Annotated in this window: 15 protein-coding genes; 9 read left to right on the forward strand and 6 right to left on the reverse strand. The window is 73.8% G+C overall.

Annotated elements, in window-relative coordinates:
- Positions 1-53 precede the first annotated feature (53 nt).
- A complete protein-coding gene (locus OG871_RS23510; RefSeq protein ID WP_371498965.1) occupies positions 54-311 on the reverse strand; it encodes a mycoredoxin in 258 nt (85 codons plus the stop codon).
- Between the two features lie 232 nt (positions 312-543).
- Here OG871_RS23510 and OG871_RS23515 point away from each other — a divergent pair, with 232 nt between their 5' ends.
- The 4 genes from OG871_RS23515 (at position 544) to OG871_RS23530 (ending at position 4481) form a co-directional block, all read left to right on the forward strand.
- Positions 544-2820 carry an ATP-dependent DNA helicase UvrD2 gene (locus OG871_RS23515; RefSeq protein WP_371498966.1) on the forward strand — a complete coding sequence of 759 codons (2277 nt, stop codon included), beginning with the start codon at positions 544-546 and terminating at the stop codon, positions 2818-2820.
- A 232-nt stretch (positions 2821-3052) separates the two neighbouring features.
- Positions 3053-3544 carry a hypothetical protein gene (locus OG871_RS23520; protein WP_371498968.1) on the forward strand — a complete coding sequence of 164 codons (492 nt, stop codon included), beginning with the start codon at positions 3053-3055 and terminating at the stop codon, positions 3542-3544.
- A 167-nt stretch (positions 3545-3711) separates the two neighbouring features.
- Positions 3712-4077 (forward strand): WhiB family transcriptional regulator, encoded by a 366-nt coding sequence (locus OG871_RS23525; protein ID WP_371498970.1) that lies wholly within the window; start codon positions 3712-3714, stop codon positions 4075-4077.
- Positions 4074-4481, forward strand: a complete 408-nt coding sequence (locus tag OG871_RS23530; RefSeq protein ID WP_371498971.1) for a hypothetical protein — start codon at positions 4074-4076, stop codon at positions 4479-4481. Before OG871_RS23525 ends, OG871_RS23530 begins: the two co-directional genes overlap by 4 nt.
- A 120-nt stretch (positions 4482-4601) precedes the next feature.
- Here OG871_RS23530 and OG871_RS23535 read toward each other — a convergent pair whose 3' ends face one another.
- Positions 4602-5945 (reverse strand): ABC1 kinase family protein, encoded by a 1344-nt coding sequence (locus OG871_RS23535; RefSeq protein WP_371498973.1) that lies wholly within the window; start codon positions 5943-5945, stop codon positions 4602-4604.
- 328 nt (positions 5946-6273) lie between these two features.
- Positions 6274-7392 carry a ThiF family adenylyltransferase gene (locus tag OG871_RS23540; RefSeq protein ID WP_371498975.1) on the reverse strand — a complete coding sequence of 373 codons (1119 nt, stop codon included), beginning with the start codon at positions 7390-7392 and terminating at the stop codon, positions 6274-6276.
- A gap of 255 nt (positions 7393-7647) precedes the next feature.
- Between OG871_RS23540 and OG871_RS23545 the strand changes: the two genes are divergently transcribed.
- On the forward strand, positions 7648-8418 hold the full coding sequence (locus tag OG871_RS23545; protein WP_371498977.1) for a M48 family metallopeptidase: 771 nt from the start codon (positions 7648-7650) through the stop codon (positions 8416-8418).
- Positions 8419-8512: 94 nt separating this feature from the next.
- Here the strand turns inward: OG871_RS23545 and OG871_RS23550 are convergent, their stop codons facing one another.
- Both OG871_RS23550 and OG871_RS23555 read right to left on the reverse strand, forming a co-directional pair.
- Positions 8513-9109: an NUDIX hydrolase gene (locus tag OG871_RS23550; RefSeq protein WP_371498979.1), complete on the reverse strand. Its 597-nt coding sequence runs from the start codon at positions 9107-9109 to the stop codon at positions 8513-8515.
- On the reverse strand, positions 9106-10644 hold the full coding sequence (locus OG871_RS23555; protein ID WP_371503398.1) for a zinc-dependent metalloprotease: 1539 nt from the start codon (positions 10642-10644) through the stop codon (positions 9106-9108). Before OG871_RS23555 ends, OG871_RS23550 begins: the two co-directional genes overlap by 4 nt.
- 190 nt (positions 10645-10834) lie before the next feature.
- Here OG871_RS23555 and OG871_RS23560 point away from each other — a divergent pair, with 190 nt between their 5' ends.
- The 4 genes from OG871_RS23560 (at position 10835) to OG871_RS23575 (ending at position 14083) form a co-directional block, all read left to right on the forward strand.
- On the forward strand, positions 10835-11983 hold the full coding sequence (locus OG871_RS23560) for an NAD-dependent epimerase/dehydratase family protein (RefSeq protein WP_371498981.1): 1149 nt from the start codon (positions 10835-10837) through the stop codon (positions 11981-11983).
- Between the two features lie 203 nt (positions 11984-12186).
- Positions 12187-12627 (forward strand): molybdenum cofactor biosynthesis protein MoaE, encoded by a 441-nt coding sequence (locus OG871_RS23565; protein WP_371498983.1) that lies wholly within the window; start codon positions 12187-12189, stop codon positions 12625-12627.
- 156 nt (positions 12628-12783) lie between these two features.
- Complete coding sequence (locus OG871_RS23570) at positions 12784-12963, forward strand: hypothetical protein (RefSeq protein WP_371498985.1); 180 nt, start codon at positions 12784-12786, stop codon at positions 12961-12963.
- 55 nt (positions 12964-13018) lie between these two features.
- A complete protein-coding gene (locus OG871_RS23575) occupies positions 13019-14083 on the forward strand; it encodes a PDZ domain-containing protein (protein ID WP_371498987.1) in 1065 nt (354 codons plus the stop codon).
- Between the two features lie 30 nt (positions 14084-14113).
- Here OG871_RS23575 and OG871_RS23580 read toward each other — a convergent pair whose 3' ends face one another.
- Entirely contained in the window at positions 14114-14689 is a 576-nt protein-coding gene (locus OG871_RS23580) for a PPA1309 family protein (protein ID WP_371498989.1), read from the reverse strand.
- Positions 14690-14759 lie beyond the last annotated feature (70 nt).

The raw sequence follows: 14759 nt of genomic DNA on the forward strand, positions 1-14759 counted from the left end.
CGCGCCCGCCGCCTGGGCGGGGGTGCGGGGCCGCGGGGTGCCGCAGGCGGGGCTCAGCCGGCCAGTGCGGCCTGGACCTGGCGCAGGCTCGGGTTGGTCATGACCACCTGGTCACCGCCGCCGGAAGGGACCACCAGCACGGTCGGGACGACCTGGTTGCCGCCGTTCACCGACTCCACGAAGGTCGCCGAGTCCGGGTCCTCCTCGATGTTGATCACCGTGTAGCCGATGCCCTCGCGGTCCAGCTGGCTCTTGAGGCGGTTGCAGTAGCCGCACCAGGTCGTGCTGTACATCGTGACGCTGCCGGACATGGCTGGAGCTCCTTGGGGGTCGGGTGGCGTGCGGTCGCCGGATTGAACGCCCTGCGTGACCCGGCCATTCCGCCGCCACCACGGGGTGTGACCCGGACCACACGCCGGGGCGCGGGGTGATAGTCGGACCATTGTGGTCGGTCTGTGGACAACTCCGCGCAGACTGTCGGCACACCCTGTCAGGATGTCCGGACCGGTCGGCCAGGTCCGCCGGGCTGAGAGGATGGATTGCATGCAGGAAGAGCTCTTGGGTGCACTCGGCCGGTACGACTCGTACGGATCCGGCGGCGAGGCGCCGGTCGGCGCCGACGCCGTGCTGGCCGGCCTCGACCCCGAGCAGCGGGCCGTCGCCACAGCCCTGCACGGGCCCGTCTGCGTCCTCGCGGGCGCCGGCACCGGCAAGACCAGGGCGATCACCCACCGGATCGCCTACGGCGTGCGCAGCGGCGTCTACCAGCCCCAGCAGGTCCTCGCCGTGACGTTCACCGCCCGCGCGGCCGGTGAGATGCGCGGGCGGCTCCGGCAGCTCGGCGCGGAGGGCGTCCAGGCCCGGACCTTCCACTCCGCCGCGCTGCGCCAGCTCCAGTACTTCTGGCCGCGCGCCGTCGGCGGCGAGGTGCCCCGCCTGCTGGAGCGCAAGGTCCAGCTGGTCGCCGAGGCGGCCGGCCGCAGCGGCCTGCGGGTGCAGCGCACCGAGCTGCGCGACCTCACCGCCGAGATCGAGTGGGCCAAGGTCACCCAGATCGTGCCGGACGACTATCCGGCCGCCGTGCTGAAGACCGGCCGGGACGCCCCGCGCGATCCCGCCGAGATCGCCCGGGTCTACGCCACCTACGAGCAGACCAAACGCGACCGCGGTGTGATCGACTTCGAGGACGTGCTGCTGCTGACCGCGGCGATCCTGGAGGACCGCCCGGAGATCGGCGCCCAGGTCCGAGCCCAGTACCGGCACTTCACGGTCGACGAGTACCAGGACGTCTCGCCGCTCCAGCAGCGGCTGCTCGACCAGTGGACGGGCGGCGGCGCCAGCCTGTGCGTGGTCGGCGACGCCAGTCAGACGATCTACTCGTTCACCGGCGCCACCCCGGACTTCCTGCTGAACTTCCGCCACCGCCACCCCGAGGCCACGGTGGTCAAGCTGGTCCGGGACTACCGCTCCACCCCGCAGGTGGTCCACCTGGCCAACGGCCTGCTCTCACAGGCCCGCGGCCAGGCCGCCCAGCACCGCCTGGAGCTGGTCTCCCAGCGCGAGGCCGGGCCCGAGCCGGTCTACGTCGAGTACGCGGACGAGCCGACCGAGGCCGAGACCACCGCGCAGCGGATCAAGGAGTTGATGGCCCAGGGCGTGCGGGCCAGCGAGATCGCGGTGCTGTTCCGCACCAACGGCCAGTCCGAGGTCTACGAGCAGGCACTCGCCGACCTCGGCATCTCCTACCAGCTCAAGGGCGCCGAGCGGTTCTTCGAGCGGCCGGAGGTGCGGGAGGCGGGCGTGCTGCTGAAGGGCGCCGCCCGGGCCGGCGAGGACCCGCTCACCGCCGACGCGCCCGACCTCGCCGCGCAGGTCCGCGCCGTGCTCGCGACCAGGGGCTTCGGCGCCAACCCGCCGGCCGGCTCCGGCGCCGTGCGTGAGCGCTGGGAGTCGCTGGCCGCGCTGGTCCGGCTCGCCGAGGAGTTCGAGGCGGGCCGCCGGGCGGCCGGCGAACGCGCCGACCTGGCGGCGTACGTCGCCGAGCTGGACGCCCGGGCCGCCGCCCAGCACGCCCCCGCCGTCGAGGGCGTCACCCTGGCCTCGCTGCACGCCGCCAAGGGCCTGGAGTGGGACGCCGTCTTCCTGGTGGGACTCACCGAGGGCACCCTGCCGATCATCTACGCCAAGACGGACGAGCAGGTCGAGGAGGAGCGCCGGCTGCTGTACGTCGGCGTCACCCGCGCGCGGGCCCACCTCTCGCTCTCCTGGGCGCTGTCGCGCTCCCCCGGGGGGCGCGCGAGCCGCAAACCCACCCGCTTCCTGGACGGGCTGCGCCCCGGGTCGGGCGCGGCCGGACCGCGCTCGCGCGGCGGGCGCGGCGGGGTCGAGGCCGGGGCGGACCGCTCGGCCGCGCGCCGGGCCCGCGGCCCGGTCAAGTGCCGGGTCTGCGACCGGACGCTGACCGAGGCGGTCGAGCGGAAACTGCGCCGGTGCGAGACCTGCCCCTCCTCGATGGACGAGGCGCTGTTCGAGCGCTTGCGGGAGTGGCGGGCCCGGCAGGCCAAGCAGCAGGGCGTGCCGGCGTACGTGGTGTTCACCGACGCGACGCTGATGGCGATCGCCGAGGACGTGCCCGCGGGCGAGCGCGAGCTGGCGGTGATCTCCGGTGTGGGCGCCATGAAGCTGGACAAGTACGGTGCGGCCGTGCTCTCGTTGTGTGCGGGGGAGGATCCGTGGGAGGACTCCGCGGAAGAGCCTGCGGGCGAGCCCGTGGAGGAGTCCGCGGCCGAGCCCGCGGAGGAGTCGGACGAGCCGGCCTGAGCCGCCCGCGAGGGCGGCGGCCGACCCCGTCGGAAAACTCGCCGGGAAAATAGTTTGCGCCCCGTGCATGGAGCGCAATAGCCTGCCGGAGCGGTCAAGGGGACGAGATCGCGAGCCGCAGGCAGAGGGGCATCCTTCTGCGTGTCGGCGGCACCTGCTTGACCTGACCAACATCCGAACATCGGGGCCCGGGGGACTGGGCACCGCGAGACGCCGTGAGGAGGCGAAGACAGTGGAAACCTTCAAGATGATCACCAAAATGACTGGCCAGACCGTTATCGCCATGCCTCAGGGAGCTGTCTCATCGTTCGGCATTCTCGGCACCTCGACCCGCCCCGCGCAGCTGCGCGACGTGGTCGTGCTTGCCGACAGCGGTCTGGGTCTCGACACCACCGGTGTCTGCGTTGCCGCGGGCTCCGCTGTCAGTGGTCTCACTGTCAGTGGCCTGGGCGACACTGCGGTCATCGCCGTCGAGACGGGTCTGTCCCGTGACTGGGCGACGTTCGCCGGCGGCCTCGAGCTGCGTGACGAGCGACCGACCCAGGCACCGAAGGCAGCGGTAGTGGCAGCCAAGCATGGCGACTATCTGCGGGTCATCGGTGCCGGAGCCACCAAGAAGCAGGACGAGCAGCAGATCAACCAGGTCAAGGTCGCCAGCAATGGCGCCTCGGCCATCCGGATGCGGGCCTTCCGCGGGCCTGAACCCTGGAGAGAACGAACCTGAGTAACCCTCAGGTCAAGCCTCCAGGGCCGCGGAATCCTTCACCAGGATCCGCGGCCCTTCTGTTTTGTCCGGTACGAAAGACCACCCAGGCCCCCCGGGGCCTCCGGCCCGGCCCAACCAGTCGGCCGAGTCGGAACCACAGCGAAAAGACGAGGAAGACGCCAACAGTGTCCACGGTCATCACACCGCCACTCCCGTCCGTACCGACTGACAAGACCATCAAGGCCGACCAGGCCGACCCTCCGGAGGTTTCTCTTATGCAGCTCACCGCGATCGACGAGGCCGACGCGCTCGGCGTCCCCGTTCCCTGCCGCTCCTTCGACCCCGAGGTCTTCTTCGCCGAGACGCCGGCGGACGTCGAGTACGCCAAGTCGCTCTGCGGCACCTGCCCGGTCAAGGCGGCCTGTCTGACCGGTGCGCTCGAGCGCCGCGAGCCGTGGGGCGTCTGGGGTGGCGAGCTCTTCGTCCAGGGTGTCGTCGTGGCCCGCAAGCGGCCCCGTGGCCGTCCGCGCAAGACCGAGGTCATGGCGTGAACCCCGCCGGTACGACCGCCGCGCGTCTCGCCGCCCGACGGGGAGAGCAGCCCCCGACGGACCGCGCACTGCGCCTCTCCGTACGCCTCGCCGCCGCCAAGGCGGATGCAGCAGTCACCAGCCACTTTCCGACGACGCACCACAAGCAGGACCACCACATGACCCCCATCGCCACCGACAAGACCGCCCGCGCCGAGCAGGCCAACGAACTTCAGATCCAGAACAGGACTCTCGAAATGCATCTTCTCCAGGAATCCCTGGCCCGAGCCCATATGCAGGAACGCCTCCAAGAGGCGGAGCACCAACGCGTGGCCCTGCAGGCCCACCGGGCGGCGAAGCTCGTCCGGAAGGCCGAGCGGGCCTCGCTGCGCGCCCGCCGGGCGCTCGCCATCGCCCTGATGTGATGGTGGGTCACCGGTAGGCCCAGGAACGACCGTTGACGGCGATGGCCGCTTCCCCTGCGGAGGGGAGCGGCCATCGCCGTTCGTGTTCCCGGGCCGGGCGGGCCCGCCCGGGGCCGAGGGCTACGCCGGTGCGGCCTCCTCGGCGAACCCCGGCAGCCAGTCCAGCATCTCCGTGCGAAAGGGGGCGTTGGCGCCCAGCTGGCAGAGCACGCCGATGGTGCTCAGGGTGACCCGGTGGATCAGCAGGTACGAGGGCGGCAGGTTGAGCTGCTTGCCGAGGTTGTACGCGGGCGAGCGGGGATCGGCGATCCGGGCGGCCTGGGCACGCATCCAGCTGCGGGTGAAGTGGAAGGTCTCCACCGTGGCGGGCTCGATGATCGGCAGCAGGTAGTCGAGCACCGCGTCCGGGTCGAGGTCGATCGAGGGCTTGACGAAGCCCTCCTCGCGGAGCATGTCCAGCACCCCGGTGGCGTCGCCGGCCAGCGCCATCCGCAGTGAGTCCCCGATCGGGGTGGGCAGGCCGTCGGGGAGCCGGTCGACGGTGCCGAAGTCCAGGACACCGAGCCGCCACTCCTCGACCGGTCCGTCGTCCTTGAGCAGCCGGAAGTTCCCGGGATGCGGGTCCGCGTGCAGCAGTCCCGTCCGGGACGGCCCGGCGAACAGGAACCGGGCCAGCAGCTGGCCGGCCCGGTCGCGCTCGGCCTGGGTGCCCTTGGCGATCACCTCGGAGAGCGGGGTGCCGCCCATCCACTCCGTCACCAGGACCTGATCGGCCTGGGCGACCACGCCGGGCACCCGGATGTCCGGGTCGTCGGCGAACTCCTCCGCGTGCCGCTGCTGGGCCTGCGCCTCCAGTTGGTAGTCCAGCTCCTCGGCGACCCGCTCGCGCAGCTCGGAGATCAGCGGCTTGACGTCCAGCCCGGGGATCAGCGGGCCGATCAACCAGGCGACCCGGCTGAGCTGGCCCAGATCGGCCAGCAGGGCCTCGCCCGCGCCCGGGTACTGGATCTTGACGGCGACCTTCCGCCCGTCGTGCCAGACCGCCCGGTGGACCTGTCCGATCGAGGCGGCCGCAGCCGGGCGGTCCTCGAAGCTGCGGAACTGCTTGCGCCAGTCCGCGCCGAGCCGCTCCGCGAGTGCGGCGTGCACCTTGGAGGCGGGCATCGGGGGAGCGGCTTCCTGAAGCTTCGTCAGGGCCGCCCGGTACGGACCCGCCACCTCCTCGGGGAGCGCGGCCTCGAAGACCGACAGGGCCTGGCCGAACTTCATGGCCCCGCCCTTCAGCTCGCCGAGGACCTTGAACAACTGGTCGGCGGTGGCCTGCTGGAGCTCGGCCGTGACCACGTCGGCGGACCGGCCGCCGATCCGTCGGCCGAGGCCCAGCGTGGCCCGGCCGGCGATTCCGAGGGGCAGGGCGGCAAGCCGTGCCGTTCGGGTCACTGCCTTGCGCGGAAGATCGCTCAACCCGGGCCTCCCTCTTGGTACGCCCCGCGCGGCCGCCGCCTGACGTGGCACGACACACCACGGGACCGTGGTCACTACGCCATTGTGCCCGCTCACTGCGCCGCGGCCGATGGAAAATCCGGACTGCCGTTCGGTCCGTCAGGTCCGGCGGTCGGCGGACCGGGGCAGAGCCGGCGACCAGGGCGTGGACGGCACCGGCGGGCGTGGGCCGGGGGCGGCCGCGCGGTCGTCCTGTTGCGCACGAGGGCGCGGGTCGCCCCACACGCGCCCTCGGGTCCCCGCGGCACCCGCCCCCCCGTGGCGTCCCCTGGTCACCCGCTCCCCGGGGTCACCCACCGCGCACCGTGTCGGTCGGGCCGGGGCGGGCCAGCGGCAGCGTCTGCCAACGGCAGCCGCAGTCGGGATGGCCGGGCAGCCGCAGTCGCCTGACCATGCCGTCGGCCGCCGAGATCTCGCACCAGCCGTCCACGCTCGGCGGCAGCACCCCGTCCAGGTAGAGCTCGACGTGCAGGGCGGCGAGCCCGGCCACGGCGGTGGCGAGGCCGCTGTCGCAGGCGGGACTGCGGACCCGCCCGGGGCCGTCGTCGGCCAGCTGGGCGAGCAGCCTCGGCCAGGCCTCGTCCTCGTCGGTCCGGGTCAACGTGGCGCAGCTGCCGCAGGCGGAGGCACCCGGGACCACCAGCGGGCCCACCACACCGAGGTGTTCGACCACACCGGCGTAGAGGTGCGGCCGGCCGGCCCGCATCAGCTCCTGCGCCTCGGTGGCCAGGCCGGTGAAGGCACCGGCGCCGCTGCGCGGCGCCAGCACCACGAGGGCCGTCGGCGCCGAGGTCTCGGTGACGGGCCTGCGGTGCCGGTCGGCCGCGGCGGCGCCCGAGGCCCGGTGCACCACCTCGCGCGCGGCCGTCGCCCGGAGGCGGCCGACCTCCGTCGGCGGGAAGCCAGCCGGGGAGCAGTCCCGGGCGGAGACCCGGCCGCGGTCGGCCACGGTCACCGCACCGACCCCGCCGGCGGCCAGGACGGCGGCGACGCCGGCGCCGACCCGGCCGGCCCCGCGTACCTCGACCCTGGCCAGGGCCCGGCCCTGGAGAACCTCGGCGGCCTCCCCGGGCTCGGGGTGGACGAGGGAGAGTGAGGAGAGGTCGGGGCCGAGCAGTTCCTGGCGCGGCCTCGGGTGCCGTGCCAGGGCCTGCTGGAGTGCGTCGGCGTCGTCCAGCAGCTCGCTGTGAGCCAGCGAGTCGAGCATCGCGTTGCAGTAGTCGCGGTCGAGCCCGAGGCGCTCCCCGGCGGCGAGCAGCGTGGCCCCGTCCCGGCTGCCGTCGATGAGTTCCAGGAAGGCGGCCACCGTCCGGTCCACCGACTCCACCACCCGGGCATGCCGCCGGACGGCACCGAACTGAAGGGTCTCCCGGTCGCGCCAGAGCCGGGAGAGGGCAGGCTTGAGCATCGGACGCATCGCTGCCTCCAGGGGCGTCGGACTCGGGGGCGGGCCGCCCCGGTGGGAGCAGCATGCCCGAGCCGGGGGAGTCCGCGAATCCCGTTGTCCACAGGTCCGGCAGCATTGTCGGACCATCCGTTCGCACACCCTGTGGACAACCGTTCCCGGTGCTGTCCACCGGTCGGGGCCGGGCCGGTCCGCCCGGTGGGATTCCCGGCCGCGACAGCGGACTTCTGTCGGTGCCACGGGGTAACGTCCTGTGCCGTGACAGCCGAACGGGATCTCCAGCGGTCGGCGTCGCGTCGGCGCGCACGACCGGCCCCGGGGGCGGGGACGGCGGCGTCCGACGCGCGCGGCCGCCCTGCCGCGAACCCTTCCCCGCCGCAGCGGCCGGTCGAGCCGAGGCCGGGGCCGGACGGCACGAGGGCCGCCGGGGGCTCCGCGCAGCAGCCGGCCGGGCACCGGGCCGACGTCGAGGTACGCCGCAGTGCCCGGCGCAGCCGTACGGTCTCCGCCTACCGCGAGGGCGACCGGACGATCGTGCTGATCCCGGCCCGGATGTCGCACACCGAGGAGCAGCGCTGGGTGGCCCAGATGCTCGACCGGCTGGCCGCCCAGGAGAGCCGGCGGGCGCTCGACGACGACGCGCTGGAGGCCCGGGCCCGTGAGCTGTCACGGGTGTACCTGGCCGGCCGGGCGGTGCCGGGCCAGGTCCGCTGGGTGACCAACCAGAACTCCCGCTGGGGGTCCTGCACCCCGAGCGAGCGCACGATCCGGCTCTCGCACCGGCTCCAGGGCATGCCGGAGTACGTGGTCGACTACGTCCTCCTGCACGAGCTCGCCCACCTGCTGGTCCCCGACCACGGCCCCCGGTTCTGGGCGCTGCTGGAGGGCTATCCGCGGACCGAGCGGGCCCGCGGCTACCTGGAGGGCGTCGCCTCGGCCGGGCGGCTGCCGCACATCCCGGAGGCACGGGGCGGTGGGACGGCGGCGGAGCCCGGGGCGATGGAGGGTTCCCGCGAGGCCTGCGGCTGAGGCCCGTTCGCTGAGGCCCGTACCTGGAGTCCGCGACCGGCGCCCGCGACCGGGCCGGCGGCGGGAGCCACCGGCCCGGTCGCGGCCCGGGCCCTCAGCCGGTCAGCCGCCGGGCGATCGCGACCAGCTCGCGGACGGACCCGTCGGTGAGCTCCGGCAGCTCGTCGTAGCCGAACCAGCGCAGGTCCAGCGACTCCTCGCTGATCAGCTCCCGGGCCCCGCTCGGCGCGAGCGCGACGTACTGCACGTCCAGGTGGGTGTTCTCCGGCTTGTCCTTGCCGGTGCAGCGCACCTGGTGGCGGTCGAGCTTGACGGGGGCGGGCCGGCCGTCGAAGGCCAGCAGCTCCAGCCCGGCGATGCCGGACTCCTCGGTGGCCTCGCGCAGCGCCGCCGCGGCGAGGGTCGGGTCGCCGGGCTCGCAGTGGCCGCCCATCTGGAGCCAGCGGCCGACCTTGGGGTGCAGGGTGAGCAGGACGCGCCCGCCCGCCGGGTCGACCACGACCGCGCTGGCGGTGATGTGGGCGGGCAGGCAGGCCTTCCACAGACCGTCGGGGTGCTCGGCCAGGTGGCCGAGGTAGTCGCGGCGCAGGCGGTCCTGGGTGGCGTCGTCCACCGACCACGAGCGCAGTGCGCGGACGGCGTCCGCGTGCAGGGCGCCGTCGGAGGCGACGCCGCCGTCGGGGGTCGTCATGCCTGCTTGCCCTCGTCGCCCTGGTCGGTGCCGTCCGTGTCGCCGTCGCCGCCCTTGGCGGTGCCGTCGCCGGGGCCCTTGCCCTGGGCGGCCTCGCCGAGCAGCTTGTCGAGGGCGTCGAAGTCGAAGCCGCCCTCCAGCCCCTCGTCGGAGGAGCGGTGGACGAACCCGTCGGGGTCGTCCAGGTCGGCCGCGGTGGGCAGCATGTCGGGGTGGTTCCACAGGGCGTCGCGGCCCTCGATGCCGCGGGCGTCGGCCAGCGAGGCCCACAGCCGGGAGGCGTCCCGCAGCCGGCGCGGGCGCAGCTCCAGGCCGACCAGGGTGGCGAAGGTCTGCTCGGCCGGGCCGCCGGTGGCGCGGCGGCGGCGCAGGGTCTCGCGCAGCGCGCCGGACTGCGGCAGGTGCGGCTCGGCGGCGGCGTGCACCACCGCGTCCACCCAGCCCTCGACCAGGGCCAGGGCGGTCTCCAGCCGGGCCAGCGCGGCCTTCTGCTCGGGGGTGTCCTCGGGCTGCAGCAGGCCTCCGGCCAGTGCCTCCTGGAGCGCCTCGGGGTTGCTCGGGTCGAGCTGGCCGACCAGCTCTTCCATCCGCGAGCTGTCGACCTTGATGCCCCGGGCGTACGCCTCGACGGCGCCGAACAGGTGGGCCCGCAGCCACGGCACGTGGGCGAACAGCCGCTGGTGGGCGGCCTCGCGCAGGGCCAGGTAGAGCCGGACCTCCTCGGCCGGGACGCTCAGGCCCTCGCCGAACTCGGCGATGTTCTGCGGCAGCAGCGCGGCCTTGCCGGCCGGCGCGAGCGGCAGGCCGACGTCGGTGGAGCCGACCACCTCGGCGGCCAGCGCGCCGAGCGCCTGCCCGATCTGGGTGCCGAACATCGCGCCGCCCATCGAGCGCATCACGCCCATCAGCGGGCCCGCCATGGCCTGCATCTCGGCGGGCAGGACGCCGCCCATCGCGTTGCCGACCCGCTCGGCGACCGGGTCCACCAGGTCCTTCCAGACCGGCAGGGTGGCCTCGATCCACTCGGCCCGGCTCCATGCCACGGCGGTGTTCGCCCCGGACGGGAACTCGGTGGCGGAGTCGAGCCAGAGCTCGGCCAGCCGGACGGCGTCCGCGACCGCGGTGCGCTCGGTGGCGCTGACCGAGCGGTCCTTGCTGCGGCCCTCGGCCTGGTCGGCGACGACGGTCTGCCGGGCGATGTCCTTGGCGAGATCCCAGTTGACCGGGCCGCCCTCGAACGACAGCATCTGGCCCAGCTGCTGGAACGCCGCACCCAGGTCGTTGGGGTTGAGGTTGCCCAGCATCGCCCCGAAGGGGTTGTCGCCGGCCGCGCCGCCGGGGGCGCCCATGCCGAACAACGCGCCCAGCGGATTGCCGGGGCCGAAGCCGAACGGCTGCTGCGGGGTACCTTCCGGTGATGCGCCCTTGCTCTGGTCGCCCTGGCCGCTCTTGTCCTGGCCGCTCTGTTCGGGCTTGCCCTTGCCGTCCTCAGGCTCCTCGGGCGGGGTGGAGAATCCGAAGGGGAGGTCGCTCACGGGGTCCTCGATCTGGTCGGCCGTCACGCGGGTGGTGTGGCGGGGGAGGCGGCACGCCCGCAACGGCGGGCGGGGCAATGCTCTCGCAGCCTGACCGCGCCGGGTGCACCGCTGGGCCCGCGCCTCGGGCAGGATGGACCGTACGTGACACTCGTACGTACGCACATAAGCTAACCGTGGAGGATGGTCGGTGAGTTCCCCGCCTTCGGACGTTCGCTCTGGGCTGACCGGAGACGAGGACGCCCCCGTCACCACGGGTTCGCCGTCTCCAGCCTACGGCGGCAGACCGCTGACCGTGGCGGTCACCGGCGCCGCCGGCGTGCTCGGCGAGCGGGTCGCCGCACGCCTGGTGGCGTCGCCCGCCGTACGCAAGGTGCTGGCGGTCGACGACCGGCGCGGTGAGGTGCCGGGTGCGCAGTGGCGGGTGCTCGACATCCGCGACCCCGCGGTGGCCGAGCGGCTGGCCGGAGTCGACGTGGTGGTCCACCTGGCGATGGACCTGGGGATGGAGTCCGACCCCCGGGCCCGGAGCGCGTACAACGTGCGGGGCGCGCAGACGGTGGTGACCGCCGCCGCGGCCGCGGGGGTGCACCGGGTGGTGCTGTGCACCTCGGCGATGGTCTACGGCGCGCTCGCCGACAACGAGGTGCCGCTGGCCGAGGACTCCGAGCTGCGGGCCACCGAGGAGGCCTCGCTGGTCGGCGACCTGCTGGAGATCGAGCGCCTCGCCCGCCGCGCGCCGCGCGCCCATCCGGGCCTGCAGGTGACGGTGCTGCGGCCGGCCGTGGTGGTCGGCCCGGGCATCGACACCGTGCTGACCAGGCACTTCGAGGCGCCCAGGCTGCTGGTGGTGGCCGGCTCCCGGCCCTGTTGGCAGTTCTGCCACGTGGACGACCTGGCCTCGGCGCTGGAGTACGCGGCGCTCGGCCTGGTCGAGGGCGAGGTGACGGTCGGCTGTGACGGCTGGCTGGAGCAGGAGGACGTGGAGACGCTGTCCGGCATCCGCCGGATGGAACTGCCCGCCTCGCTCGCCCTGGGGACGGCGGCCCGGCTGCACCGCCTCGGTCTGACCCCGGCGCCGGCGGGCGACCTGGCGTACACCATGTATCCGTGGGTGGTCTCCGGCAGCCGGCTGCACGAGGCGGGCTGGCGGCCGAACTTCACCAACGAGGAGGTCCTGGCCGAGTTGCTGGCCCAGGTCGCCGGGAAGCACGCGGTGGCCGGGCGCCGGCTCGGCGGCAAGGAGGCGGCGACCAGCCTGGGCGCGGCGGGTGCGACGGTGGCGCTGGTCGGTACCGCCGCGCTGGTCCGCCGGGCGCGCAGGCGGCGGCGCTTCTGAGCGTCGGCCTGCGGGCGTAGGTCTGCGGGTGTCGGCCTGGGGGTGCCGGCCTGCGGGTGCCGGCCTGCGGGTGCCGGCCTGCGGGTGTTGACCTGCGGGTGTCGGGCCTTCCGGCCCCCAGTGATTACCGCGATGCGAAATTTCCCAATCGTGATGCGGAAGGCTCTTGTCCTCCGGTACCCGCGATGGGGAATCATGGGGGCATGCCCGAGAACCACGACCCGATCCGCCTGCTCGCGATCCGCGAGACCCCGCTGTCGCTCGACGAGGTCTACGAGGCGGTCGGCGACGACGCGGCCGGCGGCACCACCGTCTTCGTCGGGACGGTGCGCGACCACGACGGCGGCAAGTCGGTCGCCGCGCTGGAGTACAGCGCCCATCCCACCGCCGAGCGCGAGCTGCGCCGGATCGCCGAGAAGATCGTCGCCGACTTCCCGGTCCGCGCCCTGGCCGCCGTCCACCGGGTCGGCCGGCTGGAGATCACCGACAAGGCGGTGATCGTCGCGGTGTCCTGTCCGCACCGTGGCGAGGCCTTCGCGGCGGCCCGCCGGCTGATCGACGACCTCAAGCACGAGGTGCCGATCTGGAAGCACCAGGTCTTCGCCGACGGCGAGGAGGAGTGGGTCGGCGCGGGAAGCTGCTGAGCTGCCCGTCCTTCACTCCTTCGGCTCAGATGCCGGTAAGACGAATCCCCCGTGGCGGTGAGCCGGACCGGCGGGCCGTAACCCGGATGGCGCTGTCACCGTTCTCCGCCCGTGCGGTTAATCTGCTCATAGACACGACGAGCTGGGAGTACGGACATGGCTGCGCTCGCCTGGTTGATCATTCCGATTGTCGCCCTGCTGCTGGCCACCCTCTGGGCCCTCTGGGCCGCCCGCGCCCCGCGATCCACCGCCGACCCGGCCTCCCTCGCCGAGCACCAGCGCTTCCGCGCCGCCATGGAGCGCAGCACCGCGGGCGCCGACCGCCACGACCGCTAGGCCCCGAGCCGGGCCCCGGCGGCGGACGGCCACCCCCTTCCCGTACTGTCGAGCCATGCCACGCCGCTCCGCGACGATGCTCGCCGCCACCCTGCTGCTGATAGGCCTGCTCTGCGCCTCGGTCGTCATGAAGGTGCCGTACACCGAGATGAGCCCCGGGCCGACGTACAACACCCTCGGTGTGCAGGAGAAGACCGGCGAGCCGGTGATCAGCATCAGCGGGCACGAGACCTACCCGACCAGCGGGCATCTCAACATGACGACCGTCCAGGTCACGGGGGCGAACTACCAGCCGGGCCTGGTGTCCGCGGTGGTCGGCTGGCTGCGTGACGACGTGCTGGTGGTCCCGCACGACAACGTGTACCCGAAGGGCCAGACCGATCGGGAGGCCCAGCAGCAGAACGCGGAGGAGTTCGCCTCCTCCGAGGACAGCGCGAAGACCGCCGCGCTCACCCAGCTGGGGATCCCGGTCGGCGCGCAGGTGATCGTCGGTTCGGTGGCGGCCGGCAGCCCGGCCGAGGGCAAGCTGCACGCGGGGGACCGGATCGTCGCGGTGGACGGTACGCCGGTGACCACCGCCGCCTCGGTGGCCGAGCAGGTGACCAAGCACAAGCCGGGCGAGGCCACGGTCTTCACGGTCGTCCCGCGGGGTGCGGCCGAGACGGACCGGGCCGAGGTGTCGATCACCACCGCGAAGGCGCAGAACGCGGACCGGGCGATCGTCGGCATCGTGCCGGGGATCGACCACACCTACCCGTTCAAGATCGATATCGGGCTGCAGGACGTCGGCGGCCCCAGTGCCGGCCTGATGTTCGCGCTCGGCATCGTGGACAAGCTCACCCCGGGCGACCTCACCGGCGGCACATTCGTCGCCGGGACCGGCACGATCGCCGACGACGGCAAGGTCGGGCCGATCGGTGGCATCCAGATGAAGCTGATCGCGGCCCGCGACAAGGGCGCCCAGTACTTCTTCACGCCCGCGGACAACTGCTCGGAGGCGGCCAAGGCCACCCCGAGCGGGCTCACCCTGGTCAAGGTGGGGACCCTGCAGGACGCACTCGGCGCGCTGGACCGGATCAGCTCCGGCCAGACCGCCGGGCTCCCCGCCTGCCCCCGCTGACGGCGAGGGCGGGACGGGGCGGCCGACGGGTCAGGAGAAGGTCGCCAGCAGGGCCTCGGTCAGGCCCGGCACCAGGTCGGGGCCGGTCAGCACCTCGCGGGCGACGTCCTTCTCGCGCAGCCGCAGGGCGATCTCGCGGGAGCCGTCGCGGAGCACCGCCGCGGTGATCCGGACCTCCTGGCGCGCCGGGTGGTTGGCCACCCAGTCGGCCAGCTCGCTCTCGGTGGCGTTCTTCGGACGGGTCTGCTCGGCGCCGGGCGGGAGCATCAGCCGCTCGACCACCAGCGCGCAGCCGACCACCTGGTCCGGCCAGGCGATGGTGCCGAGGAACTTGTCCAGCGCCGTACCGGCCGGCAGTTCCTCCTGTTCGACCGGCGTCAGGCCGGCGGTCTCGCCGCCGGTCAGGCCGAGCTGCTTGGCCAGCCGCGGGTCCGCCTTGCGCAGCTTGGCGGTGTCCACCAGGGCGAACAGGCGGGCCGGGAGGTCCCAGCCGAGGGTGGCGGCGTACTCGTCGATCTCCAGCGCGGCCCGGGTGAGCGGGGTCGCGGCGGGCAGGCCGGCGGCCTCGGACGGCTTGCCGGAGGGGGTGTTGTGGGCATCGGACATGCCCCAATCCTCACACGGGGCGCGGGGGTCCCGGCCCCGCCGGGCCGCAGACCGGGTCCGGGGAAGCGGC

This window comes from Kitasatospora sp. NBC_00374 (genome assembly GCF_041434935.1).
In the GTDB taxonomy this organism is placed as follows: domain Bacteria; phylum Actinomycetota; class Actinomycetes; order Streptomycetales; family Streptomycetaceae; genus Kitasatospora.